This is a genomic window from Mycoplasma sp. 6243 (assembly GCF_051200785.1).
Taxonomy (GTDB): domain Bacteria; phylum Bacillota_I; class Bacilli_A; order Mycoplasmatales; family Metamycoplasmataceae; genus Mycoplasmopsis.
In genome coordinates, this window is the sequence record NZ_CP195154.1 from 256,938 (window position 1) to 281,772 (window position 24,835).

Genomic DNA, 24,835 nt, shown 5'->3' on the forward strand with positions numbered 1-24,835 from the left:
AAATAGTATGCTTTTTTACTTAAATAATTATGAGAAAAGTTAATATTACACAATTAATCTTATTTATTTTGAAAGTTACTTTTGTAGGTTTTGGTGGAGGCAATGCCTTAATGCCTATTATTAAAAGAGAGGTAGTTGAAAAAAGAAACTGAATTACACTTGAAGAGTTTGAAAACATTGTCATTGTTACCAATTTATTGCCAGGCGCTTCTGTTATTCAAACACTTTCATATATATCAATTCATTTATTAGGTAAATGAAAAGGAACATTAATTACACTAATAGCAATTTTACCCCATGTTTTACTTGCTTTTGCTTTTTTAATTTTAGTTAATAAAATACCAATTCAGTATGTAAGAATCCTATCAGTAGGTGTTTTAATAGCAATTATTGCATTTTTGTTGGAATTTGCAATTAGATTTATTAAACAAGCAAATAAAGCAATTTTTATGCCTTTATGACTTACTATTTTTATCTTTGCATTTTCATATAGTTTTTTTGTTCCGGCACCATATAACATTCCGGTAGTAGCAATTTTTTTAGTTTTATTAATATATTCAATAATTTTTTTGATTTTATGAAAAAAGAAAAAACAAATTAAATTAGGAAGAAAATAATGATTTTGGCTTTTTTAGTTGCTCTACCTTTTTTGATTTTAATTTCCTTATCAGTATTTGGTGGAGGACAAGTTTTTATGCCAATCTTTCGTTGATTATGAATGTTTTTGGCACAAAACTTTGGTGCAAATATTAATGATGACCATATTAATACAATATTCACTGTTGCAAATTCTACCCCTGGCGTAGTTTCGACAAAATTCGCTTTTTTTACAGGTTATATAATAGCAAACGGACAATGATGGGGTTATTTAGCAATGTTTTTAACATACCTTATTTTTTGCTTACCTGCAATTATTATTATGGTGTTAGCAATGAAATATATTAATAAGTTCAAAACTAATACATTTGTAAAAAATATGTTAATTATTATGCGTCCAATTGTTGCTGGAATTATTTTATCTCTCGCATTACAGTTATTTTTAGCTATCTTTGTCCCTGAAGTGTCATTTAATAAATCGCTGGCTAAATATGCGATAGAAAAAAAAGAAGTGTTTTTTGTTGGATATCGAAATATATTATTAAAAATATATGTCCCGATAGGAATTTTGTTTTCATATTATCTTGCTAAGAAAAAGTTTTCATTATTTTTAATTATTGTTATAAATATAGCTATTTCATTTTTTTTGTTTGCTATTCCTTTTTCAGGCAGTTAAAAAACTTTTATCCCTAAAATATAGGCATTTTTTTGAAAAAGTATTATAATATACCTATATTTTATTTAACAAGGAGAATAAATGACAAAAAAAGATTTCTTATTGGAAGTTGCTGATAGATTAGAGACATCACCAAAAGATGTTGAAAAAGTACTTGATGCAATGGTTTTTGTCCTTAAAGAACAATTAATTGCAGAAGACACAGTTAGATTATCACACTTAGGTATTTTCTCTACAGTGGTTAAAAAACAACGTACAATAGTAAACAGATTTACAAAAGAAGAGCAGGTTGTTCCACAAAAACGTGTGATTAAATATAAACCTTCTAAATATTTGAGAGATTTAGTCGATTTAAAAGCTTAGTCATCCAGTATATTTAAAATACATGGAAATTCTAAAGAAAGTTCTTTGGAATTTTTTATTACATCATCTAATTTAATTGAATGTATACCTTCTTTAAATAATTTACTTAAATACCTTGTGTAAATTTTAAAAAAACGATTTACATGTGAAAAAAATATAACAACAAAAGCTATCCCTCCATTTGAATTGATATTATTTAAATAATCTATTTGATGTTCTTTAAGGTTTGCTAAATCAAAGCGATCTTCGTTACAACTTTTTGCTTCAAAACACACAAAAATACCTTTATAGCAGCCGATGTAATCAACAGTACTTTTTTTGTAAATATTTGAATCTCTTACTACTAATTTCTTACCTTCCTTAGTTATTGTTTTTAATGTAACATCCAATCCTTTCTTTTCAATATAAGCAATTTTATGTCTTCAATAATAATCTATCGTTTTATTCAAAACTGATTCCAAAAACATTCCACGATTTTTATTCATATTTTATTTATAATTAAAATACATTAATGAACTAGAACAGAACATAAAATAAACTTATTTATAAAAATAATTTAAAAATACTGTAAAATACTTTAAAGGAGTTAAATGAAGAGAAAACTTATTATTGGTAATTGAAAAATGAATAAAACTTATTCAGAATCCAAGGAATTTTTTGAGAAATTTGGTGATTGATATTTTTCTAACAATGAATTATTACCAAAAAACATTGAATTTGGTATCTCTGTACCTGCTGCTAATTTATGTTCATTTGTTGTTAATACAGTTGAAAAATTTCGCTTAGCAGCACAGGATTGTTCACCATATGAATCAGGTGCTTATACAGGTGATACATCTGCGAGTATGCTTATTGATTTAGATGTATCGTATGTTATTTTAGGACATTCAGAAAGACGTAAATATCATTTTGAAACAGACGAGTTAGTAAATGTAAAAGCAAAACAAGTTATTTCATACCATTTAAAACCAATTATATGTGTTGGTGAAACATTTGAGCAATATCAGGCAGGACAAACCAAAGAAGTTATTAAAAAGCAACTTGAAGTTTCTTTAAAAGATTTAGATTTGAAAAAAGTAGTTATCGCATATGAACCAATTTGAGCTATCGGTACCGGAAAGGTTGCAACACCTGAAATAGCACAAGATATTTGTAAATATATCCACGAAATCACATCAAAAGATGTGGTAGTGCAATATGGCGGAAGTGTTACACCAAGTAATATAGCAGAATTATCAAAACAACCTGATATCAATGGATTTTTAGTTGGTGGTGCTTCATTAGAACTTAAAAGTTTTATTGATTTATTGAAAAATACTAAATAAGATTGGCATAATAAGTTATGCCTTTTTTATTGTAATATCATTAAAAAAATAAAAATTAACTTTGTTTTGTTATAATAGATATACTATTTTAAAATTAAGAATTTATATTGAATAAGCATAGGAGACAAATGGAAAAAGTAAATATTTTTGCTTTAGGTGGGCAAGATGAAAACGGTAAAAATTGTTATGTTTTAGACTACAACGATGATTTATATGTTGTAAATGCAGGTGTAAAAATACCAATTAACTCTAATAATGGTGTTGATACACTAATTCCTGATTTTACTTTTTTAGAAAAACATCGCAAAAAAATTCAAGGTATTTTTATTACAGATATTCGTAATGAAAGTTTTTCAGCACTTCCATGACTTTTAATGAAAATACCAGGATTAAAAATTTATACATCTTTTATAAATAAACAAATTATCCAAGAACGCCTTAATAAATACAATATTAAAAATGATTCGTATAAATTAATTGCTCTATCAGACCGTAAGAAAATTGGAAACATACTTGTGCAACCTATCGGACTACCAGGAAGCGCTCCAGGTAACTTAGGTTTTGATTTTATTACACCAAATGGTGATTATGTGTTTATGTTTAATTATATTGAAGGTGATTTAGGAATTTTTGGTAGAACTTGATTTTTACATTTACCAAAACTTTTTAATAAACGTAAAATTAATGCATTGGTTACTGATGCAGGTAAAGATAAGGGTGGTGGTAGAGCAATTGAAAAATTATATCTACCTGATAGTGTAGAAAAAACATTTAGATTTGCAAAACCAAATACTAAAATAATAGTAGGTGGTTATAGTGAAGATATGGTATCGATGCAGCAGATTATAGAACTTGCTAATAAATATAATCGTCCAGTAATACCTTATGGAAAAGCATACGCAGATTTGTTATTTTTAATGAAGCAAATTCAAGCAAAAATAAGTCCAGATTTTAAGTTCCCCGAAATAATTGATTACAAACAAATTAGTAAGCATCCAAATGCTGTTGTGCTTGTAACTGGTGCTATTGAACGTTTATATACCCGTTTTATAAGAATTCTTAATAACGAAGATGTATATTTAAAAATAGATTCAAATGATAGTGTAATTATGATTGCTCCTCCAGTTAACGGTCTTGAATCGCTTGCAGCTGTAACATTAGATGAAATTGCAAAAAGGACATCAAATTTAGTTGATATTTCTGAAAAAGAATATTTTTATTGTCGTCCGAGTAAAGAAGATGTATTTAATTTGGTTAAGAATCTTAAGCCCACTGTTTTACTACCTGCTCAAGGGTTGTATCGTTATTTAGTAGATTTAGTTACATACATAAAAGAAGATAAAAATTTAGCAAAAGAAGTTAATCCGATTGTTTTATTAAACGGAAAAGTTGCACATTTTGCATATGGAAAATTAATTTCACATAATGGTAAAATTAAAGATGTTGGAGATACCATTATAGATGGTTTTGGTGTCGGGGATATTTCATCAGAAGTTTTAGCAGAACGTGAAGTTTTAGGTCGCGAAGGTGTAATTATTATTAATTCGCTTTATTCAGCAAAAACCAAGAAAATTATTGGACAATTACATATCAATTATGTAGGTGTTATCGATGTGCAAGAGCAACCAAGAATAAATGATTTGATTAAAGATACAATTATTGAAATTATTAATACCAAAACTTTTACTACAATGCGTGAATTCAATGAAAAAATCAGAAAAACAGTAAGAAAAAGAATCTTTAAAATAACCGATAAAGATCCAATGATCGCTTTTTCACTAACAACTATATAATATGAAAAAAAGTAAATTATTTAATTCGCTAGGTTTAAAATTCATTGAATTTTTACCTAGCAACCATATTACTTTAGAAAAAAAACTCAAAATTTGAAAGTTAATTTTAATTTTGAGTTTTTACCTTATAAGTCTGCTTTTTTGTGCTTTATATGTATCAAAAATTTTACCTAATTGACTGCAATGAACATATTTATATACATATGGGCTTTTATTTGGAAATAGCATCTTTTTTGCATTATTGTTTGGATTTTTAGCGATATTAGTATGAATTTTTACTTTATTTACTAAAAAGAAAGCTATCAGTTGAACATCTCGTGTGAATAAAATAGATTTTGTTGCATTTAAAAATTGAATGTTGAAAATTTTACTATTTCTCTTTTTGTTTTTTGTTATCTTAACTCATTTAATCCTGCATTATATATACAATCATGATGTAGAATTTAACACAAAGCTTCCTGCACATATTTTTAAAAACGGTTGATATGCAAAATTTATGACATCGAAACAAAAAGTAACTATTGAAGATATTTCAATTTATAATAATGTTGGGGTTGTTTTTGATACACTTATTAATTTGTTTTATTTACCTACATTATCAAGTTTATTAGTAATTTTATTATTAATAGGTATAGTCGTTTTTTTGTGTTTATATATCCTTGATATCAAGTTAATTATCAAGAAAAATAAGTGAAATATTCAGCAATATAAGAAATTTATAAATTCGCATAAAAGTTTTTATTTATCAACTACTCATTTTGAAAAATATCTTGATTTTTTATTTAAAGCAGCAAAATTTTATGATATAGATTACAAAAAAACATCTTTTAAATTACTAGAAAAGAGTATAATATCCAGAGTTGATGAGCAAATAGCGAATCAACTGCTTAAAAATGCTGTTGAAACTTCAATAATTCAACAACAACAAAATGATGATTTCTTAGATGAACTAGATAAATTAGATTTTAATTAAAGGAGTTATTATGTTTGACAAATTATTATGAGATGATGCTAAAAAACTTATTGAAAGCAAGCAAAAAGATGATTTAACATTCTTGATTTTCACAACAGGTTGATGTGGAGACTGTAAAATGATGAAACCTACCTTAGATCGCATCGCAAAAAAATATGAAAAAACTAAGGTACAATTTATTCATGTGGATGCTGAAGAAGCAAAATTATTTAGAAACCCAGATACCGAATGAAAAGTGCTAAAGGTTCCTACAATGATTTTACTAAACGGTACTGAAATAGTTGAAAAAGCATTTGAATATGTCCCCGAAGAAGTGCTTTCAGAGTGAATAGAAAACAGAATTTCATAGTTGATACACCAACATCCGTTGTTAGAAAAAATACAGGATTTTTGATTTCTGTATTTTTATTTTTGCTTTATAATTGAAAAGCAACTATAACATTGATCTATAAGGTTGCTTAATCGTCATTGTTGTTGAGGACGGTTGAGGTTTTTATAGGGAGTTATGTTCAAAAATCGAACAAGGAGACAACATTTAATGAGTAAATTAAACATCAAAGTTAAAGGGTTTGACCATGCATTAGTTGATTTAGCAGCAAAGAAATTATTTTTGTTAGCTAAAGAAGAAAAAACTGATGTTAGTGGTCCAATTCCGCTTCCAACTAAAAGAGATGAAGTTACTATTTTAAGATCTGTTCACATCAACAAAACTAGTCGTGAACAATTTGAAAGTAGAACACACCAAAGATTAGTTGTAATCAAGAACCCTTCAGCACAACTAACTGATAAAATTAATCGTTTAGATTTGCCTGCTGGTGTGCTTTTACAAGTAAAAGTTCAAAAATAATTTAATTAAGGAGATCAAATGAAAGGAATCTTAGGACGTAAAGTTGGTATGACTCAAATCTTTACTGAAACAGGTGCTAGTGTACCAGTTACAGTAGTGGAAGTTCAACCAAATGTTGTGTCTAAGGTGCTTACTGTAGAAAAAGACGGTTATGTAGCGACTCAATTAGCAGTTTTTGATAAAAAGTCAAGTCGTAGCAACAAACCACTTACAGGACACTTTAAAAATGCAAACACAACACCTAAGCGCTTCGTAAAAGAAGTTCGTAATATGTCAGGTTATGAACTTGGACAAACAATCACAGTTGACATTTTTAAATCAGGTGAATTAGTAGATGTAACCGGTATCTCAAAAGGTAAAGGTTTTGCAGGAACTATTAAACGTCACAACCAAGCTATTGGACCTAAATCTCATGGTGGTGGTGGTGGTTCACAACCAGTAAGACAAACAGGTTCACTTGGAGATATTTCAGGTAACAGAGTTTTTAAAGGCATGACAATGCCAGGTCATTTAGGACATGCAAAAACAACAGTGCAAAACTTAGAAGTTATTAAAGTTGATACTGATAATAATATTTTATTAGTAAAAGGTTCAATTCCGGGACCTAAAAAATCATTTGTTATGATTCGTAAAGCAGTAAAAGGATTACCAGATCATAAAGAAGTTAAATTAGTTAATGTAGCAGAAGTTCAATTAATGAATGAATTAATCGAACATGCTAAAAAATATAATATTGAGGTTTCTGTGGGTATGACATCTGTGCAACTTAAGGCATTGATTGATGAAGCAGAGGCTAAGGAAGGAGAAAAATAGTTATGGCTGAAACTAAAAGCAAAAAAACTGAAAACACAAAACCTGTAACTAAAAAAACTCCAGATGCAAAAGTAGCAAATAAGCCTGCTTCTAAATCAACTTCAAAGAAAACAAATTCAGATGCTAAAAAAACAAATATAAATAAAGAAGTTAAATCTACCAATGAAACATCAAAGCAAACAAAAACAACTTCTAAATCTGCTCCTAAGTCAGCAAAGGTTTCTGTTGTAAAAGAAACTGTTGTTAAAAAAGACTTTTCTGCACAATTACCAAAATCACTTTTTGGTTCTGAAAAAATTTACACCCAAGCAGTTTTTGATACTATTTTATCTGAAAGAGCATCAAGAAGACAGGGCACACACCAAGTTAAAAACCGTTCTCAAGTAAGCGGAAGTGGTAAAAAACCATGAAGACAAAAAGGGACAGGAAGAGCTCGTCATAGTTCAACCAGATCACCAATTTGAGTAGGTGGTGGTAGAGCATTTGGACCACAAGCAAACAAAAACTATTCACTTAAAGTTAATAAGAAAGTTAAATTTGCAGCATTTGTTTCTGCACTAACCTTATTAGCAAATGATAAAGCAGTTATTATTAACGATTTATCATTAGATGCAATCAAAACTAAAGCATTAGTTGCAAAATTAAAGGAATTAGAAGTAGATCACTTAAAACGTATATTAATCGTTACTGAAAGTCCTATTGTATATAAATCTGCTGCGAACTTGCAAAATGTTTCAACATCAAAAGCAAACTCTTTATCAGTTGAACAATTAATTGGAGCAGATGTATTAATTGTTTCAAACGAAAGTCTTAAATTGCTAGAAAGTAGAGTTAAATAATGGAATTAACTAAAGTTATTAAAGCACCTATTCTTTCAGAAAAAACAGATATTTTAAGAACAAAAAACAATATATATGTTTTTAAGGTTGATTATGCTGCAAATAAATACCAAATAAAAGAAGCAATTGAAACAATTTTTCAAGTAGAAGTTGAAAGTGTAAATACAATAAAAGTTAATAAAAAAGCAAAGAATGTAGGACGTTATCATGGTTTCACTAATCGTTATAAGAAAGCAATGGTTACCTTAAAAGATGGACAAACCATGAACTACTTACCTAACGAAAGTGAATTAAAAGCAGATGATAATTCACAACAAAAAGTAGAAGAAAAAGCAGCAAAGGCTAAAAAATCAGCCGATGTTGAAGCAAAAGTAGCACAAAAATTAGCTGCTAAAAAAACAGTAGCAACTAAAACTGCTTCAGTTGCTAAGAAAACTACCACAAAACGCAAAATCGGTGGTGAATAATCTTCTTATAATTATTGAATGAAAAATGATATTCATTAATTTATTAAGTTTACAGAGCGGAAATTACTGCTTAAAAGAAAGATCCGCAACTATTTTTAAGCAAGGAGACAAAATAAATGGCATTAAAACATTATAAGCCAACTACCAATGGTCGTAGAAATATGTCTTCATTAGATTTTAAAACAAATCTTTCAGGTCACGAACCAGAAAAATCATTGTTGGTAAATTTAAAAAACCATGCTGGCCGTAACAATCAAGGGAAGATCACTGTTAGACATCGTGGAGGACGTGTTAAAAGATTCTACAGAATCATTGATTTTAAACGTAACAAAGATAATATCCCTGCTATCGTTAAAACAATTGAATACGATCCAAACAGATCAGCTAATATTTGTTTGTTAGCATATGCAGACGGAGAAAAAAGATATATTTTAGCACCTAAAGGGATTGTTTTAGGTCAAAAAGTTCTCTCAGGAGAAAATGTTGATATTGTAGTAGGGAATGCACTACCATTAGCATTTATCCCAGAGGGTACATTCGTGCATAACATTGAAATGCAACCAGGTGGTGGAGGTATTATTGCTCGTAGTGCAGGTACTTCTGCACAAATTCTTGGTAAGGATGATGATGGAAAATATGTAGTGTTAAAACTTAAATCAGGTGAAACACGTCGTATTTTAGCTCGTTGTCGTGCTACCGTTGGTGTAGTAGGTAACGAAGAACACTTACTTGTCAATGTTGGTAAAGCTGGAATCAATAGACATAAAGGAATTAGACCTACCGTACGTGGTTCAGTAATGAACCCAGTAGACCACCCACATGGGGGAGGGGAAGGAAAACAACCAGTTGGTCGTAAAGCTCCACTTACTCCTTGAGGTAAAAAAGCACTTGGTGTGAAAACCAGAAAAACAAAGAAATCTTCAAATAAACTTATTTTAAGAAGAAGAAAGGATGCTAAATAATGTCACGTAGTTTGAAAAAAGGACCTTTTGCAGACGATCACTTACTTAAAAAAGTTGATGCAATCGTTGAAGGAAAAGCACCTAAAAAACCAATCAAGACATGATCAAGAAGATCAACAATTTTCCCTAGTTTCGTTGGATTAACATTTGCAGTTCATAACGGAAAATCATTTATCGAAGTATATGTAACCGATGATATGGTAGGACACAAACTTGGAGAATTCTCTCCAACTCGTACTTTTTCAGGTCACGGCGCAGATAAAGGTAAGAAGAAATAATGGCACAACAAGCTATAGCAAGTGTTAAACTTCAAAAAGTAAGTAGTTCAAAAGCAAAATTAGTGGCTAATTTATTTAGAGGAAAAGATGTTTCAATTGCTTTAGGGCTTTTAAGAAACACATCAAAAAAATCAGCACCAATTTTTATGAAGCTACTTAACTCAGCAATTGCGAATGCAACTAACAACCACGGAATGAATGCATCGAAATTATTTGTTAAAGAAGTTTATGTCAATGAAGGACCAACTCTTAAAAGATTTCAACCAAGAAGCCAAGGTCGTGCTTATTCAATTTTTAAACGCACATCAAACCTTAAAATTGTTTTAGAGGAGAGAAACTAATGGGACAAAAAGTTAATCCAAATGGGTTCCGTTATGGAATTACTAAGGCACACAATACAGTATGATTTGCTGAAAAAGCAAATTATGGTGATTATTTAGTTGAGGATGCTAAAATCTATAAGTTTTTCGATAAATTAGTGCGTCAATATCAAATTGGTAGAGTTCAAATTAAAAGAAATAAAGATAATAAAGTTACTGTATTCTTGCACACTGCAAAACCAGCAGCAGTTTTAGGTCAAGAAGGTAAAAACATCCAAGAACTTACATTAAAGGTTCAAAAATTCGTAAAAAACAAACACTTGAACCTTAGAATTCAAGTTGTTGAACTTAAAAAACCAGATTTAAATGCAAGATTATTAGCAGAAATGATTGCTACTAAGCTTGAAAATCGTGACAGTTTCCGTCAAGCACAAAAAATAGCAATGCGTGCTGCTTTAAAATCTGGAGCCAAAGGTGTTAAGACAATGGTATCAGGACGTTTAAATGGTGTTGATATGGCTCGTACAGAAGGTTATTCTGATGGAGAAATGCGTCTTCATACTTTAAGACAAAATGTTGACTATGCAACAGCAACTGCTCGCACTACTTATGGAGCAATTGGGGTTAAGGTTTGAATTTCACTCGGTGAAATTTTGGAAGGAGATGATAAACATGCTTCAACCAAAAAGAACTAAATATCGTAAACCATTTGTGGTTCAACATGACAAACGTAAAGCAACCAAAGGAAACACAGTTAATTTTGGAGAATATGGTTTACAAGCAGTTACATCTGCATGAGTAACTGCACGTCAAATTGAGTCAGCTCGTATTGCTGCTACTCGTAGAATGGGTCGTGAAGGACAAGTTATTATTCGTATTTTCCCTCACTTTTCAAAAACTTCTAAACCAATAGGGGTTCGTATGGGTTCAGGAAAAGGAGCTCCTGAACTATGATATACAGCAGTTAAAATTAATACAATGATGTTTGAAGTAAGTGGAGTTTCTGAAGAAGTGGCTCGCGATGCCCTTCGTTTAGCTGGACATAAATTACCAGTTAAATGAAAAATTGTTAAAAAAGAAGGAGTACAATAATGCTTTTTAAAGATTTACAAAAGAAGTCAAAGCAAGAATTACAAGAATTAGTGCTTAAATTAAAAGCAGAATTATTCACTCTTAGATACCGTAATGTTTCTGGTGATTTGAAAGAAACACACAAAATTAAAGTTTTAAGAACTGATATTGCAAAAGCACTCACAGCATTAAACCAAAAAAAGGATACAAAATAATATGGAACGAAATACTAGAAAAACATTAACAGGAACAGTTGTTTCGGCGGGGAAAGCTGCTAAAACCATTATTGTTGCTGTTGATACTTTTAAAAAGCACCCACTTTATGCAAAACGTTTTAAATCTACTAAAAGATTTGCAGTACATGATGAAAATCATCAAGCAGCATTAAATGATGTGGTAGTTATTATGGAAACTAGACCGCTTTCTAAAACTAAACACTTCAGATTGGTTTCAATTAAAGAGAAAGCCTTAGAAGGAAATAAATAATGCTAATTGAATTATCAAAAGCAAATGTTGCTGATAACTCAGGTGCAAAAGAAATCGGTGTAATTCGTATTTTAGGTGGGGCAAAGAAAAAAGTTGCTAATATCGGTGATATAATCGTGTGTTCTGTAAAAAAAGCTATTCCTACTGGAATGGTAAAGGAAGGCCAAGTTGTGAAAGCGGTTGTAGTTCGTTCAAGATACGGAATACACCGTAATAATGGTTCATATATTCGTTTTGATGATAATGCTGTAGTACTTTTAAAAGAAGATTTAACACCAAGAGGAACACGGGTATTTGGACCAGTTGCTCGTGAATTGCGTGACAAGTTTCCAAAAATAGTTTCATTAGCACCGGAAGTTTTATAAGGAGTTAATTTATGTCAAAAATTAAGTTCAAAAGAAATGATCCAGTTATAGTTATTGCTGGAAGCGAAAAAGGTAAAACTGGAACTATTGAAAAAGTATTACATTCACAAAACCGTGTTATCATCAAAGATGTTAATATTGTAACTAAACACAACAAACCTAGCCAAAAAAATCAAGACGGTTCAATTAAAGAGATGGCTGCTCCAATTCATGTATCAAATGTTGCTTATTTAGCAAAAAAAGCCACAAAATCACAACCAAACATTGCTTCAAAACTTGGATATAGAATTAATAAAGATGGTAAAAAAGTAAGATTTGTTAAAAAAACCAATAAGGATATTAATTAATTATGCTAAAAGATGTTTATGTTAAAAAAGCAGTTCCTGCTTTAAAAGAAAAATACCAATACTCATCAATAATGCAAGTTCCAAGAATAGAAAAAATCGTATTGAATATGACTGCAGGTAAAGAGGTTTCTAACTCAAAAGCAATCGATGAAGTTTTAAACGAATTAACCATTATTTCAGGACAAAAACCATTCCAAACCAAAGCTAAAAAGTCAAATGCTTCATGAAAGCTTCGTGAAGGGATACCTATGGGTGGCAAAGTTACTTTACGCAGAGGTCGTATGTGAGACTTTTTAGAAAAATTAATTCATGTTGCGATGCCACGGATTCGCGATTTCCGTGGGGCAAATCCTAGAGCATTTGATGGAAGGGGAAACTTTGCTTTAGGGATTAAAGAGGAAATTATTTTCCCAGAAATTGAATTTGATAAAATTCGTCGCATTAAAGGACTTGATGTCCTAATCGTAACTACAGCAAACACCGATGCAGAAGCACGTAGTTTATTAGAATTACTAGGTGTACCATTTGAGAAAAAAGGAGCTAAATAATGGCGAGAAAAGCATTAATTGTTAAAGCAAAACGTCATCCTAAATTCTCATCACGTGCTTATACACGTTGTGAATTATGTGGACGTCCACATGCGGTTTTAAGAAAATATAAAGTATGTCGTATCTGCTTTAGAACCTTAGCACATGAAGGTAAAATTCCAGGTATGAAGAAAGCGAGCTGATAATTATGTTTATAACAGATCCTATTTCAGATTTAGTGGTTCGTATTAAAAATGCCAACGCGCGTAGACATAAAACCGTTTCAATTCCTTTTTCTAAGAAAAAAGAAGCAATTGTAAAACTTTTTGAATCACAAGGATACATTGCTTCTTATGCAGTTGAAGGTGAAGGTATAGATAAGCAAATTGTAGTTACATTAAAATACAAAAAAGGGCAATCAGCGATTGTCGGGATTAAAAGGGTTTCGAAACCTGGTTTACGTGTGTATGTTAAATCAGATGAAATTCCTTCTATTATTTCAGGTTATGGTACTGTAATTATTTCTACATCTAAAGGTTTAATGACTGGAAAAGAAGCAAGAAAGGAAAATGTAGGTGGTGAAATTATTGCCTACATTTGATAAGGTTTAGGATATGTCTCGTGTTGGAAATCGTGTTTTAACTATTCCTGCAGGGGTAACCTTTAAAATGGATGCTGATGTTGTTACTATCAGTGGTCCATTAGGAACTTTATCAAGAAAATTCAGTCCACTTATTTCAATTCATGTTGATGGGAATAAAGTATCAACCGTTCGTGCAAACGAAGAAAAAATTACTAAACAACTACACGGAACCACCAATGCACATATTGCAAATATGTTATTAGGAGTTTCAAAAGGATTTCAAAAAGATCTTGAAATTAAGGGTGTTGGATACAAAGCAGTTTTAACAGGAAATAAGCTAGATGTATCAGCTGGATACAGTCATATTGTTTCATTAACAGTTCCAGCAGATGTTAAAGTTGTAGTTAGTCCTAAACAAACCGAAGTTTCAGTTTTAGGTATTGACAAGCAAAGTGTTGGGCATTTTGCATCAGTAATTCGTGCAGTAAGAACCCCAAGTGTATATTCAGGTAAGGGGATTTCATATAAAGGTGAAAAAATTAGACGTAAGGAAGGGAAAACTGCTTCTAAATAGTAAGCAGCAAATATGGCGAAATTATCAAGAAATCAAGCACGTAAACTTAAGCATAATCGTGCCCGTCATTACATTGTTGGTAGTGCAAGCAAACCACGTTTAAATGTTTTTAAATCACACCAAAACTTATATGCGCAACTAATCGATGATTCAAAAAGAGTTACATTAGCATCAGCATCCACTTTATCTTTACCAGGATATGGTGGAAATATTACTGCTGCAAGTAAATTAGGTGATTTAATGGGTGAAAAAATCCTAAAACTTAATCTTTCAGAAGTTGTTTTTGATCGTGGTGGATATTTATATCACGGAAGAGTCAAAGCATTCGCAGATGCAGTTAGAGCAAAAGGAGTTAAATTCTAGTTATGGAAAACCAAAAAGAAAATAAAGAACCTAAAAAAGATTATAAGGTTGTCAGACCAACAACCGGAACTAAGGAAGTTAGACCTCGCAGAAATACTAACTACAAACCAGCAAACTCATCAGAACAAAAAACAGTTCATGCAAATGCAATTGACAGACCAAACCGTGGGTCAAAAACAGAAAACCGTTTTAAAAAACCAGCAAACCGTGACAATCGTCGCAATAAAGAAGTTTCTGAATACAGCGAAAAAGTAATCGATATTGCTCGTGTTACCAAAGTTGTTAAAGGTGGAAGAAGATTTAGTTTCTCTGCTTTTGTGGTAATAGGAAATAAAAAAGGTAGTGTAGGTTATGGACACGGAAAAGCTAATGAAGTTCCAGATGCCATTAAAAAAGCAATTAAAGATGCGAAAAACAACCTTGTTTCAGTTCCTTTTGATCCAAAATCATCTACTATCCCACATGAAGTCTATGCTAAATTCTTAGCATCAAAGGTTATGCTAAAACCTGCCTCTAAAGGGAAAGGATTGATTGCTTCAGGTACAGTGCGTGCTGTTGCAGAATTAGCAGGTTATTCAGATATTGTTACTAAAACATATGGTTCTCGTTCAAAGACTAACACTGTTAAAGCAACCGTTAAAGCACTTAGACAACTTAGAACACCAGAACAAATAGCTGAAATCAGAAATAAAGATGTAAAGGACTTAAGATAATGTCAATTAAATTACATACTCTTAAAGCAACAGAAGGTTCAAGACTAAGCAAGCACCGTAAAGGTCGCGGACATGCTGCTGGTAAAGGAAAACAAGCTGGTAAAGGTCAATCAGGACAAAACAAGCGCAAAGGACATAGATTAGGATTTGAAGGGGGACAAACTCCGTGATTCCGTCGTTTAGGAAAACGCGGATTTACTAATGTAAACCATATTGAATACCAAATCATTAACCTTGATCAACTGCAAACACATTATGAAAATAACTCAGAAGTTACTATTGAATCATTATTTGAAAAAGAATTAGTAAAAAGAAATCTACCTATTAAACTCTTAGCGAAAGGAACATTAAGCAAAAACTTAACTGTAACTGTTAATAAAGCTTCGCAAGCAGCAAAAGCAGCTGTAGAAGCTAATGGTGGAAAAGTTGTTGAATTATAATAACATAAAACTAATACATTAATGTATTAGATGCTATATAATTTTTATACATTGTAACTATGTAAAGTTTTGAATAATATTTCAGAAAAATAAAAAAATAAGTTATTAATACCATAAAAATAGTATAATAGGATAGCATACATTTTAAAGGAGTTTTATATGAAAGCAACAAAAGTTATTTTAGTTGGTGCCGGAGCAGTTGGTGCTTCATTCTTATATTCAGCAATTAATCAAGGATTAGCTGCTAAATATGGTATTATAGACAAATTCGATGGACCAAGAGACGGAAATGTTTTAGATTTAGAAGATGTTATCGTTCCATCAGTTCGTAAATTTGAAGTTTTTGCAGCAAGTTATGCTGATGCAAAAGATGCAGATGTAGTAGTTATTACAGCAGGAAGACCACAAGTGCCAGGTGAAACTAGATTACAAATGGTTCAAGATAATGCTCTTATTATGAGAGATATCGCTAAACAAATTAAGGAAAGTGGATTCCAAGGAATTACTCTTATTGCATCAAATCCAGTTGATGTAATGACATATGTATATATGAAAGAAACAGGATTTGATCCTAAAAAAGTTATTGGATCAGGAACAATCCTTGATACTTCAAGACTGAAACAATTACTTTCAAAGAAAACAGGTGTTTCAACTAACAATATTGAAGCATTTGTGCTTGGAGAACACGGGGATTCATCACTTGTAAACTTCTCAACATTTAAAATTGCCGGATTACCTTTCTCAGAATTTGAAGCAAAAACAGGAATTAATGCTTCAAACTACATCGAAGAACTTGAAAAACCTGTTTATACCAAAGCGTATAAAATTATTGAAAGAAAAAGAGCAACTTATTATGGAATAGGTGCTTGTTTAGCACAAATTCTTAGATACATCCAAGAAGATGCAAATGCTGTATTACCACTAGGAGTATTATTAAATGGAGAATACGAAACTAGTGATGTTGTAATTGGGGTTCCAGCAGTTGTTGGAAGTCAAGGAATTAAGCAAATTGTGCAAATTAAATTAAACGATAAAGAAAAAGAAAAATTTGCTAGATCAGTAGGAATTATTAAAGCTGCAATTAAGTCAGTAATGTAATAACACATATATACAGGTGAGTAAATCACCTGTTTTTTTATAATCTTAGGAATAAAAGGAAGAAAAAACGAAGTAAAAAACTTCGTTATATTATTTTATTTAGCTAAGAAATTAATAAACTTAATAAACTCTTTTGCTAATTTTGTAGAATCTTTATGTTTGTTTTCTTTAATGATTAAATAAAGAATTAGTAGTGAAGCATATTTATCTCTTTGATCAATTGGATAATCAACTAATAAATCCTTAAATTCATTTAGTTGTTTTTCTAATTCATCTTTATCTTTTGGTAAGATTTCAGCCATATGTCTACTTGCATATGCTTTCTTTTCTTGTTCTAATGCAGTCTTTTCAAATTCCTTTTGAATATCTTCTTCGGTTGATTTTACAAGATGGAAGTATTCTTTCTTTTTAATTCCATATTGCTTTAAATTCTTATCAAAATCTTCTTGTAGTTTTTTAATAGCATCTTCTAATAAATTTGGGTGGACAACAGGATTAGCAATTTCTAACATTTCATTTATGATATCTTTTTCAAAATTATGAATCGATGTTATAAAATGTTCTTTTAATTTTTTGTTGAATACTAAATCTAGATATTGATCTTTTGTTTGAACATTTTCACCCAAATTGTATCCTTTAACAATTTCATCTGTTATTTCTTTTTGCACTAAGCGAGTAATAGAATTAATTTTAACTTCAAAAATTGCTTCTTTGTTTTGGTATTCTTTTACGAAGTATGAACCAGGAAATGTTACTTTTATATCACCTTTTCATCCTGTTGTTTTACCAACTAATTGGTCTTCAAATCCAGGTATAAAAGTATTTGATCCTAATACTAAATCAACACCTTCTGCTTCACCACCTTCGAAAGGTTCATCATCAATAAATCCTTTAAAATCAATATTTACTGTATCAGTAAGTTTTGACTTTACTTTTGGATCACTAACTACTTCTTTAATAGCTGTTTCTTTATAAAACTCTTCAATAATTTGTTTCTTATCTTTTTCACCTGATTTAGGAAGTTTAATTTTTGCTTTTAAATTCTTTAAATCTACTTTTGAAAAATCAGGTCACATAGGAAAATGATAAGAAATCTCTAAACTACCATCTTTTTGAGGGTTAACATCTAGTGAATATTTTGAAAGTGCTTTAATTTTTTTGTCATCTAAGTATTTTACAACATCGTTGAAACTTGAGTGAAGAAATGAATCAACAGTTTTTCGTGAAATAGCATTTGTGTCTAAATATGCTTCTAATTTCTCACGCGGTGCTTTTCCAGGACGGTAACCAGGAACCTTTACCTTTTTTAAAGCTTCATTAAAATAAAAGTCATTTTTCTTTTTAACTTCATCTGCCGGAATTAAAACCTTAATTGTATATTCAGCTAATTCTTTATGCTCTTGGTGTTTAATCATTTGTTCTCCTTACATAATATATTATTATATTTTACCTTATTTTCTGTGATTTTGAAACTATATCTTTATTAATTATGAATTCAAACAAAAAAATAAAAAAATATTTGGTATTTTAAAAAAAATCTGTATTATATTACCAGTAGTCATAGCAAGTGGAATCACCTGATACCATTCCGAACTCAGTAGTTAAGCCACTTTACGCCGACGATAGCCTAACGGTCAAAATAGGAAGCTGCTTTTTTATATCGATTTTTCAATATTTATATAAGGCAGTTCCAGATTATCAATTTTAATTGTTTTATAATAATTAATATTTATATTTGAAATAGTGTATAGTTTCGTTTTTTTATCTAAAAAATCATAATAAACAAAAACTCATGTATCAGGATTTTTATCATATATATAATCAAATAACTTTGGCAATATAAAAAAATTACCATCGTTTATTTTTTTTAATAATTTCATAGAATTTTTTGAATTAGCTTTTATATTATTGCTTTGTATCAGGATATTTAGATAAATATATTCATTATTTATTTTAATTTGTGGGATAAAAATATTTTTTTCATTTAAATTTAAATTTAATGGTAATCCAGATTCTTTCAGTTTTATTAGTGTGTTATAAGTAATAATTGTTTCTATATCATCAAAAGGTAGATTTCCATTTTTAGCTTGCTTTAAGCTCTCACCAAATAAAGAATAAACAAATCTAAATTGATAAGCTAGCTCATTAAAAGCGATTATAGTTTTTTTGTCATTAAAAATATTCATAAATTAATTATACTAAATCATAATAATATTTTCATGAGATATGTTTTCATAGTGATTTTCTAGAAAAAGAAGAAATATGGAAATTTTGTGAAAATTTCAAATAACAAGGAAAGTAAAATATGTAAAATTCTCACATTTCTTTGCAAAAAAAAAAAAAAAACATAAAATAACTATTTATGTTATATTTCATTACTAATTTCGATATAACATACAATTTCACATTGATTATGAAATTGAGAAAGAAGGATAATATGAAATTTAAAAAGAAACTTTTAGCATACTTATCGGCATCAGGGGTTACTTTAACAACTGTCGCTGCTGTTGCTGTTTCATGTGGTGCAGGTAAAACTCAAGCACCTGCAAAAGAACAAAAAATAACAGATCAATCAATTAATGTTACTGAATATGGTGTAGCACCTGCTAAAGCAGATATAAAAGTTATTTATTTAAAGCACCCTGCTGCTAGAAGTGAAAACTATATGTCAAAGGATGGTTCATTTGTCTTTGTTCTCCACGACCAACCACTTGTCGGAATTAAAGGTGATTGAGTTGCTATTGCAGCAGAAGTTAAATCACTTGATGATAATAGTCTTGTAAAAGACGGAGACATTAAGGCAGCATATGCTAGTGTTGATGTAAATCAAGATCCACTTAAAGAAGGACAATATCCACTTTTATTTAAATGAGATAAAGATAATGATAATGCATTAATACCAAATAAATTTTATTCATTTGCTTTTTATAAAAAAGACGGAAGTGAAAAAATTCTTTTCTCTGTTGAAAATATGAATAAAAACCTTAATACATTTTCAACTACTCCAATAGATAAACCACAAAGACAAATAGACTATAGCAAAATAGCAGTTCCAACTGATTTATCAACCATCTCATCTGGACAACTTGAATGAATAAAAATGCATAATTTTTCACAATTTCAAGCGATTATGCAAGTATTAAAACCTTTGCCTGATAATTGAATTTTTGGACAACCAGGAAATGAATCGGATATCAAAGAAACCGAAAGTACATTACCACCAATAAAAAATCAACCAAAACCTATACCTGAAAAAGATTATAGTAGTGTTGCGATTCCTGCAAATGTTTCTGATATAACAACTGAACATTTAAATTGATTACAAAAACACGATGTTCAAAAATATTTAGCAATTAGAGATGCATTAGGATTAGGGGGGGGATTAAATAGTTGAATTTTCGGTTACCCACCAAGAGACCCAAGTAAAAAGCTGCCTGAAAATCTATCAACATTATCTCCTGAACAACTTGAACATATTAAGAAAACAAATTATAATTTATGAGTAACAATTATGAGAGGTAATGGTAAAGCAGATGCTGTTATAACATATAAAGGTGGAAAAAAAGACGAAAAGAAAGAAACAAAAGCAACTACTACTACAACTACCTCTGCATCAACATCATCAAGCACTACAACAACCCAAAAAACAAAGTAAAAAATATAAAATTATGCAACTATATACAAAATAAAGTTGCATAATTTTATTTACTAACAAGCTTATAATTATATTATTAATATTATACAATTTTAAGAACATATGATATATAGGTGGATAAATACAAATATAGCATTACCAAATCGCTGCAAAAAATACATTTTTTTGGTATAATATATTAAAAACTTTTATATATAAGAAACAAAATTGAGGTAAAAATGGCAAAGAGAAAAAAGACATTTTTTGAACGCTTAACCGAACTTAATGATTCGTATGAAGATAAGCAAAAACTTATCAAAACTAATCGCCGCAAAAGAAATTGAATTAATTTTGGGATTTTAGGTTCGCTAGGAGTGATTATTATTGCTGCTATTGCTATACCGTTAGGTATAAGCGTTAACCGAATTGATTATGTGCAAGCACAAGCAAAAAATGCAGCAGCATTCAAATTCTTTAATACTAATGATAAATCAAAGATTACTACTGAAATGAATGTAGGTGATTTAGAAAATGTATTAGAAAGTAATAAAGAAGCAAATGATAAACAAATTGATGATATTTACCGTCAAGCAGTATTTTATTTTTATGATCAAGAGCAAAAAGCAGCTGATGAATATCGCCAAATTTATAATGCATCATTATTACCTGGTGAAAATCCTAAGGTAGCGAGTGATTTAAAATCATTAGCAATAATCCGTTCAGAAAAACGCAAAGCAATTAATGCAGAATTCGAAAGTACCCGTCAATCATTTCAACCCAATACTTATTTAGATGCTTGAAATAAAAAGTTGCAAACAGAGTATGGTAATTCTAAAAACATTGATGAAGCAGTCGAATATGCAACATTTAAGGAAGTTGAAACTGAGGCAAAACGTCGTTTTACAATTGAAACTAAAATTATTTCTGCAAATGCATTAAACCGTAAGGCACAAAGAGATATCCCACATTTTGATGCAAACGGAAATAAATTGCAGGATTTGCTTTATAAACAAGGTGATAATGTAGTCCCATACTTAAAAGAAAATGTTACATACTTTCGTCCCGATGCTAATTCAAGTTCTATTATTTTATTTACAACCAAATCATTTATTCAAGACAAAATTGATCCAAGTGCTTTAGTGGCAAAATATTTTGCAAAAAATGATATTCATATTACAACCTCAATTTTACTTCCAGGTGTAGCAAACAAAGATTTATTGCTCCCGTTTTCTTTTGATAAAGATGGTGCAAAGGATAAACTTATTAATATCTTAAGATATACCAGTGTAAAAACAGCAGATGGTAGTCCAATTCTTAAAGCAAATATAGATTACCTTAATAATTTTGTAGATATTCCTACTTTATATGGAATCAGTAAGTCAAATTCAGATGTTCCAAGTAAGCAGCAATTTCAATTTGCCTTAGATAACTTAACATTAACTAAATCAAACACATTAGCAACAAATGGTATAACATCGTTTTCTGATTTAGTTAACTTGGATGTAAATCAAGCACTAGCAACACAAACCCAAGGAATTTTTGAACAACAAGCTAATGCTAACAAAACATCTGTTGTATTACCTCAAATTGATTTATCAACTATTTACCAATTACCAAAAGGATTTAATCCACAACTTGAATCATTGATTCAATCTGATTTAGATAAAGCAAAAACAATTTCAGAATCAAAAGATAAAAGCAAAATTCAAGAATTTTCTGAGTTAGTAAATAATGTAAATACTAATATAAAACGACTAATAGATTCGCTAACAAGTGATCAATTTAGCATTTATATCAAAGATACTTTTAACAAAGCATTCGCAGTAAATATCGATGACAGTAATAAACGTTTAGCGTTTGCATATAGCATCAAAAACAAACCTAATTTTTATCTTATCCCTACTGATAAAGGATTAATGTTATTTTCAGATTATAAAATTTCAAAAGATAACTATAACAATTTTATTAAAAGTGACTTATTAAACTTATTAGCAGGCAATAACACAAATTTACATATTACAGATAAATTAAGTGCAAGTATTTCAAAAGAAGATTTTTTATTTAATGCACTTTCTGATCCAAAATTTGTTGCAACAGTATTAAAAACAAAGAATCCAAATTCATTAACTAACACTGATTATACACAAAGTGATATCACAAATGTAGAATCAAGGATAAAGGTGATAGATAATGGAATTCATTTATCAAAAGATTTAGACGATATCTCAAAAATTAATCAATGAATCAATGATACATATAATAAAAATAATTCATTAAATATTGTTTATCAAGATGGTCAACTAAAAGTCGGTTACTTTGATTTAAATACCAAAAAATATACCTACAGCGACAAATCTGCTTTTGATGTCATCGGAGCAGTTGTAGCAAATGAACTTAATAAAGGAGATAAATAATGTTAAAACGCTTTAATTATTTTGCTTTATCTTCTTTAATTAGCATCTTACCAATTGCCACTGTAGCATGTGGAACCAAAGTTAATACTCCTGAAAAAACTAAACAAGAATTATCTTTTGAAAAAAAAGATGCAATCAAAAAAGAAATCGAAAAAACTTGATTGTTAGGAGTAGTAAGCAAATACTATAATCTCGATTTAAATAATAAAAATCAAACCCAAATTAATGAAACACTTTTGCAATCGCAAAGTTTTGCAACTGATGCATATAATGCATATTTAGCATATTTAGCATTTGAATCACAAAAGGATAATGATTTTTATAATAAAGAACTTGCTAAATTACAAAAATTAGGATTGTTTAATCAAAATGATTTAAACTTATTACAACCACAAAATATTACCAATAATCATCCGAATATGGATCAATTTAAATTATTATTTAAAATCGATGAATCAGATGTTAGATTTAATGTTTTAAAAAATTTATTGGTTGCTACTTATTTTAAAATCAATAAAAAAGAAGAATTAGAAAAGATTAATAAAAGTGACTATGATGCAAATAAAGATAATTTTGACTTAAATAACTTTTTATTAATAGATTATTTAGTCAAAAACCAGTTTGTGCAACTTTGACAATACAAAAGTTCTAATGCAGATGATATTTTTACCCTACAAACTCGTCAAATTTCAAGTATCAATGATTATAATAATTTAGCAAAAACAAGTTATACAACTAACAAAAATGCTTCTGACGACTTATTATTTTTTGATGCTAGTCAACAAAAGCAACTTGCTTCATATGTAGGTATTTTAAAAAATGATAATAAATTTAGATTCTTAGTCGGAAAAGATGGAGCTACATCAAATATTGAGATTTTAAAAAACATCGCAAATTATAGCGATTTAAGTGGATTTTATGATCCTGTAAACTCTCGTCTAGTTTCAGTCGATGCTAATGGTAATTTATCGCAAGCAATTAATATTTCTTCTGATGATAAAAATATTCAAGTATCATTTTTCAACTGAGTTTTACCGATTGGTAAAACAATTGAAATAGACAATCCAGATAAAGACAAGCAAGGACAACCGGCAAAAATTACTAAAAAAATTATTAGTTTCGATGCTACTCCTTTTAAAGACAAAATTATTAAATTATCCGTTTTATTAAACCTTTCTGATTCTGCTTTATATGATCAAGTTGTCAAAGCATTCTTAGATTTAGGTTACCGTGTTTCTGTAGGTATAGATGATGCAAAATTAAAAGATTCAGCAAAGGATTCTAAGTTCCTTGGCTAGTATCTTTACCCAAATTATTAATCGTCAAATACCAGCAGAAATTCTTTATGAAGATGAAAAAGTAATTGCAATATATGATATTAAACCGTTTCAACCTGGACACTTTTTAGTTATTCCGAAAACCCCAGAAGCAAACATTTTAGAAAACAACGATGCAGACTTTATTTATGCAATGTTAAAAGCTCGTGAGTTGGCTGCTAAATATATCAAAGAACACAATAAAAGTGGTTTTAAATTATTAGTTAATACTGGTGCTTCAGCAGGTCAGATGGTATTTCATACTCATATTCATATCATTCCTTTTGATTAAACACAAGCAATTGTGTTTTTTTATTTTGCTTTATTGATTTTTTTGGTATACTACTTTCTATGAAAAAAGGAACACAACAAATTATTATGACATATATTAATAGACGTTGCAATATTATTAACGTTTAATTTTGTCATAATCTGTTGTTGTTAGTTTAACAGATTACGACATAGTAGTAATCTGTGAGCTAAACTATAGAGGAGCTTTTAACAAGAGTAATTAACCTTGCAGGCATGCTAAAAAGTTAATGAAAGGGTATAAAAGCCGAAACCTAACTTATGGCAGTAAGTTAAGTTGGTAGAAAAGCATAAAAGATTTCTACTCTTTGGTTGAACCATTGGTGCTATAGATTTACATTT

At 29.7% G+C, this 24,835-nt stretch carries 34 protein-coding genes, 1 rRNA gene, 1 pseudogene and 1 riboswitch; of the genes and pseudogenes, 33 read left to right on the plus strand and 3 right to left on the minus strand.

Annotated features, from left to right (window positions below; translation table 4 throughout):
- The first annotated feature begins 29 nt into the window (after positions 1–29).
- From ACR82Z_RS01185 to ACR82Z_RS01195, 3 genes are all read left to right on the plus strand, one after another.
- Positions 30–617, plus strand: coding sequence for a chromate transporter (locus ACR82Z_RS01185; protein WP_435130091.1), 588 nt, complete (start codon positions 30–32; stop codon positions 615–617).
- A complete protein-coding gene (locus ACR82Z_RS01190; RefSeq protein WP_435130094.1) occupies positions 617–1,273 on the plus strand; it encodes a chromate transporter in 657 nt (218 codons plus the stop codon). The genes ACR82Z_RS01185 and ACR82Z_RS01190 overlap by 1 nt, the downstream gene beginning before the upstream one ends.
- A gap of 81 nt (positions 1,274–1,354) precedes the next feature.
- The gene (locus ACR82Z_RS01195) at positions 1,355–1,636 is read left to right on the plus strand and encodes an HU family DNA-binding protein (RefSeq protein WP_435130097.1); all 282 of its coding nucleotides are present in this window, start codon (positions 1,355–1,357) and stop codon (positions 1,634–1,636) included.
- On the opposite strand, the gene recU is transcribed toward ACR82Z_RS01195, so the two are convergent.
- On the minus strand, positions 1,633–2,121 hold the full coding sequence (gene recU / locus ACR82Z_RS01200) for a Holliday junction resolvase RecU (RefSeq protein WP_435130100.1): 489 nt from the start codon (positions 2,119–2,121) through the stop codon (positions 1,633–1,635). The two genes, ACR82Z_RS01195 and recU, sit on opposite strands and share 4 nt — an antisense overlap.
- A 105-nt stretch (positions 2,122–2,226) precedes the next feature.
- Here recU and tpiA point away from each other — a divergent pair, with 105 nt between their 5' ends.
- The 25 genes and pseudogenes from tpiA to ACR82Z_RS01325 all read left to right on the plus strand — a co-directional run bounded on the left by tpiA (position 2,227) and on the right by ACR82Z_RS01325 (position 16,820).
- Positions 2,227–2,961, plus strand: coding sequence for a triose-phosphate isomerase (gene tpiA / locus ACR82Z_RS01205; RefSeq protein WP_435130103.1), 735 nt, complete (start codon positions 2,227–2,229; stop codon positions 2,959–2,961).
- 128 nt (positions 2,962–3,089) lie between these two features.
- Positions 3,090–4,754: a ribonuclease J gene (locus ACR82Z_RS01210; RefSeq protein ID WP_435130107.1), complete on the plus strand. Its 1,665-nt coding sequence runs from the start codon at positions 3,090–3,092 to the stop codon at positions 4,752–4,754.
- Between the two features lies 1 nt (position 4,755).
- Complete coding sequence (locus tag ACR82Z_RS01215) at positions 4,756–5,727, plus strand: hypothetical protein (RefSeq protein ID WP_435130110.1); 972 nt, start codon at positions 4,756–4,758, stop codon at positions 5,725–5,727.
- Between the two features lie 10 nt (positions 5,728–5,737).
- The gene (locus ACR82Z_RS01220; RefSeq protein ID WP_435130113.1) at positions 5,738–6,076 is read left to right on the plus strand and encodes a thioredoxin family protein; all 339 of its coding nucleotides are present in this window, start codon (positions 5,738–5,740) and stop codon (positions 6,074–6,076) included.
- 189 nt (positions 6,077–6,265) lie between these two features.
- Entirely contained in the window at positions 6,266–6,574 is a 309-nt protein-coding gene (gene rpsJ, locus ACR82Z_RS01225; protein WP_435130116.1) for a 30S ribosomal protein S10, read from the plus strand.
- 18 nt (positions 6,575–6,592) lie between these two features.
- Positions 6,593–7,252, plus strand: a pseudogene (rplC, locus tag ACR82Z_RS01230) (50S ribosomal protein L3); the annotation flags it as partial.
- Positions 7,253–7,389: 137 nt separating this feature from the next.
- Positions 7,390–8,226, plus strand: coding sequence for a 50S ribosomal protein L4 (rplD, locus tag ACR82Z_RS01235; RefSeq protein WP_435130119.1), 837 nt, complete (start codon positions 7,390–7,392; stop codon positions 8,224–8,226).
- Positions 8,226–8,693, plus strand: coding sequence for a 50S ribosomal protein L23 (gene rplW, locus ACR82Z_RS01240; protein WP_435130122.1), 468 nt, complete (start codon positions 8,226–8,228; stop codon positions 8,691–8,693). The genes rplD and rplW overlap by 1 nt, the downstream gene beginning before the upstream one ends.
- A gap of 116 nt (positions 8,694–8,809) precedes the next feature.
- A complete protein-coding gene (gene rplB / locus ACR82Z_RS01245) occupies positions 8,810–9,655 on the plus strand; it encodes a 50S ribosomal protein L2 (protein WP_435130125.1) in 846 nt (281 codons plus the stop codon).
- Entirely contained in the window at positions 9,655–9,933 is a 279-nt protein-coding gene (gene rpsS, locus ACR82Z_RS01250; RefSeq protein WP_435130128.1) for a 30S ribosomal protein S19, read from the plus strand. The genes rplB and rpsS overlap by 1 nt, the downstream gene beginning before the upstream one ends.
- On the plus strand, positions 9,933–10,274 hold the full coding sequence (gene rplV / locus ACR82Z_RS01255; protein WP_435130131.1) for a 50S ribosomal protein L22: 342 nt from the start codon (positions 9,933–9,935) through the stop codon (positions 10,272–10,274). The genes rpsS and rplV overlap by 1 nt, the downstream gene beginning before the upstream one ends.
- Entirely contained in the window at positions 10,274–10,948 is a 675-nt protein-coding gene (gene rpsC / locus ACR82Z_RS01260) for a 30S ribosomal protein S3 (protein WP_435130134.1), read from the plus strand. Before rplV ends, rpsC begins: the two co-directional genes overlap by 1 nt.
- Positions 10,926–11,345: a 50S ribosomal protein L16 gene (gene rplP, locus ACR82Z_RS01265; protein WP_435130137.1), complete on the plus strand. Its 420-nt coding sequence runs from the start codon at positions 10,926–10,928 to the stop codon at positions 11,343–11,345. Before rpsC ends, rplP begins: the two co-directional genes overlap by 23 nt.
- Complete coding sequence (gene rpmC, locus ACR82Z_RS01270) at positions 11,345–11,539, plus strand: 50S ribosomal protein L29 (protein ID WP_435130140.1); 195 nt, start codon at positions 11,345–11,347, stop codon at positions 11,537–11,539. Before rplP ends, rpmC begins: the two co-directional genes overlap by 1 nt.
- A 1-nt stretch (position 11,540) precedes the next feature.
- Entirely contained in the window at positions 11,541–11,810 is a 270-nt protein-coding gene (gene rpsQ / locus ACR82Z_RS01275) for a 30S ribosomal protein S17 (RefSeq protein ID WP_435130142.1), read from the plus strand.
- Positions 11,810–12,175, plus strand: a complete 366-nt coding sequence (gene rplN, locus ACR82Z_RS01280) for a 50S ribosomal protein L14 (protein ID WP_435130145.1) — start codon at positions 11,810–11,812, stop codon at positions 12,173–12,175. Before rpsQ ends, rplN begins: the two co-directional genes overlap by 1 nt.
- Before the next feature lie 11 nt (positions 12,176–12,186).
- Entirely contained in the window at positions 12,187–12,522 is a 336-nt protein-coding gene (gene rplX, locus ACR82Z_RS01285; RefSeq protein ID WP_435130147.1) for a 50S ribosomal protein L24, read from the plus strand.
- Positions 12,523–12,524: 2 nt separating this feature from the next.
- Complete coding sequence (gene rplE / locus ACR82Z_RS01290; RefSeq protein WP_435130149.1) at positions 12,525–13,070, plus strand: 50S ribosomal protein L5; 546 nt, start codon at positions 12,525–12,527, stop codon at positions 13,068–13,070.
- The gene (locus tag ACR82Z_RS01295; RefSeq protein WP_435130152.1) at positions 13,070–13,255 is read left to right on the plus strand and encodes a type Z 30S ribosomal protein S14; all 186 of its coding nucleotides are present in this window, start codon (positions 13,070–13,072) and stop codon (positions 13,253–13,255) included. The genes rplE and ACR82Z_RS01295 overlap by 1 nt, the downstream gene beginning before the upstream one ends.
- Before the next feature lie 2 nt (positions 13,256–13,257).
- Positions 13,258–13,653 carry a 30S ribosomal protein S8 gene (rpsH, locus tag ACR82Z_RS01300; protein ID WP_435130154.1) on the plus strand — a complete coding sequence of 132 codons (396 nt, stop codon included), beginning with the start codon at positions 13,258–13,260 and terminating at the stop codon, positions 13,651–13,653.
- Between the two features lie 10 nt (positions 13,654–13,663).
- Positions 13,664–14,206 carry a 50S ribosomal protein L6 gene (gene rplF, locus ACR82Z_RS01305; protein ID WP_435130157.1) on the plus strand — a complete coding sequence of 181 codons (543 nt, stop codon included), beginning with the start codon at positions 13,664–13,666 and terminating at the stop codon, positions 14,204–14,206.
- Positions 14,207–14,218: 12 nt separating this feature from the next.
- On the plus strand, positions 14,219–14,569 hold the full coding sequence (rplR, locus tag ACR82Z_RS01310) for a 50S ribosomal protein L18 (protein WP_435130160.1): 351 nt from the start codon (positions 14,219–14,221) through the stop codon (positions 14,567–14,569).
- A 2-nt stretch (positions 14,570–14,571) separates the two neighbouring features.
- The gene (gene rpsE / locus ACR82Z_RS01315; protein WP_435130163.1) at positions 14,572–15,282 is read left to right on the plus strand and encodes a 30S ribosomal protein S5; all 711 of its coding nucleotides are present in this window, start codon (positions 14,572–14,574) and stop codon (positions 15,280–15,282) included.
- Entirely contained in the window at positions 15,282–15,722 is a 441-nt protein-coding gene (gene rplO, locus ACR82Z_RS01320) for a 50S ribosomal protein L15 (RefSeq protein ID WP_435130166.1), read from the plus strand. The genes rpsE and rplO overlap by 1 nt, the downstream gene beginning before the upstream one ends.
- Positions 15,723–15,881: 159 nt before the next feature.
- Positions 15,882–16,820: an L-lactate dehydrogenase gene (locus ACR82Z_RS01325; protein WP_435130169.1), complete on the plus strand. Its 939-nt coding sequence runs from the start codon at positions 15,882–15,884 to the stop codon at positions 16,818–16,820.
- A gap of 95 nt (positions 16,821–16,915) precedes the next feature.
- Here the strand turns inward: ACR82Z_RS01325 and tig are convergent, their stop codons facing one another.
- Positions 16,916–18,235 carry a trigger factor gene (gene tig, locus ACR82Z_RS01330; RefSeq protein WP_435130172.1) on the minus strand — a complete coding sequence of 440 codons (1,320 nt, stop codon included), beginning with the start codon at positions 18,233–18,235 and terminating at the stop codon, positions 16,916–16,918.
- 135 nt (positions 18,236–18,370) lie between these two features.
- Between tig and rrf the strand changes: the two genes are divergently transcribed.
- A 5S ribosomal RNA gene (gene rrf / locus ACR82Z_RS01335) occupies positions 18,371–18,476 on the plus strand.
- On the opposite strand, the gene ACR82Z_RS01340 is transcribed toward rrf, so the two are convergent.
- Positions 18,476–19,006 (minus strand): hypothetical protein, encoded by a 531-nt coding sequence (locus ACR82Z_RS01340; protein WP_435130175.1) that lies wholly within the window; start codon positions 19,004–19,006, stop codon positions 18,476–18,478. The two genes, rrf and ACR82Z_RS01340, sit on opposite strands and share 1 nt — an antisense overlap.
- 251 nt (positions 19,007–19,257) lie before the next feature.
- Here ACR82Z_RS01340 and ACR82Z_RS01345 point away from each other — a divergent pair, with 251 nt between their 5' ends.
- From ACR82Z_RS01345 to hinT, 4 genes are all read left to right on the plus strand, one after another.
- Positions 19,258–20,475, plus strand: a complete 1,218-nt coding sequence (locus tag ACR82Z_RS01345; protein ID WP_435130177.1) for a hypothetical protein — start codon at positions 19,258–19,260, stop codon at positions 20,473–20,475.
- Positions 20,476–20,693: 218 nt separating this feature from the next.
- Positions 20,694–22,868, plus strand: a complete 2,175-nt coding sequence (locus ACR82Z_RS01350) for a HinT-interacting membrane complex protein P80 (protein ID WP_435130180.1) — start codon at positions 20,694–20,696, stop codon at positions 22,866–22,868.
- Entirely contained in the window at positions 22,868–24,166 is a 1,299-nt protein-coding gene (locus ACR82Z_RS01355; RefSeq protein ID WP_435130183.1) for a HinT-interacting membrane complex lipoprotein P60, read from the plus strand. Before ACR82Z_RS01350 ends, ACR82Z_RS01355 begins: the two co-directional genes overlap by 1 nt.
- Positions 24,159–24,476, plus strand: coding sequence for a histidine triad protein HinT (gene hinT / locus ACR82Z_RS01360; RefSeq protein WP_435130186.1), 318 nt, complete (start codon positions 24,159–24,161; stop codon positions 24,474–24,476). The genes ACR82Z_RS01355 and hinT overlap by 8 nt, the downstream gene beginning before the upstream one ends.
- 187 nt (positions 24,477–24,663) lie before the next feature.
- Positions 24,664–24,830, plus strand: a riboswitch (Lysine riboswitch).
- The last annotated feature ends 5 nt before the right edge of the window (positions 24,831–24,835 follow it).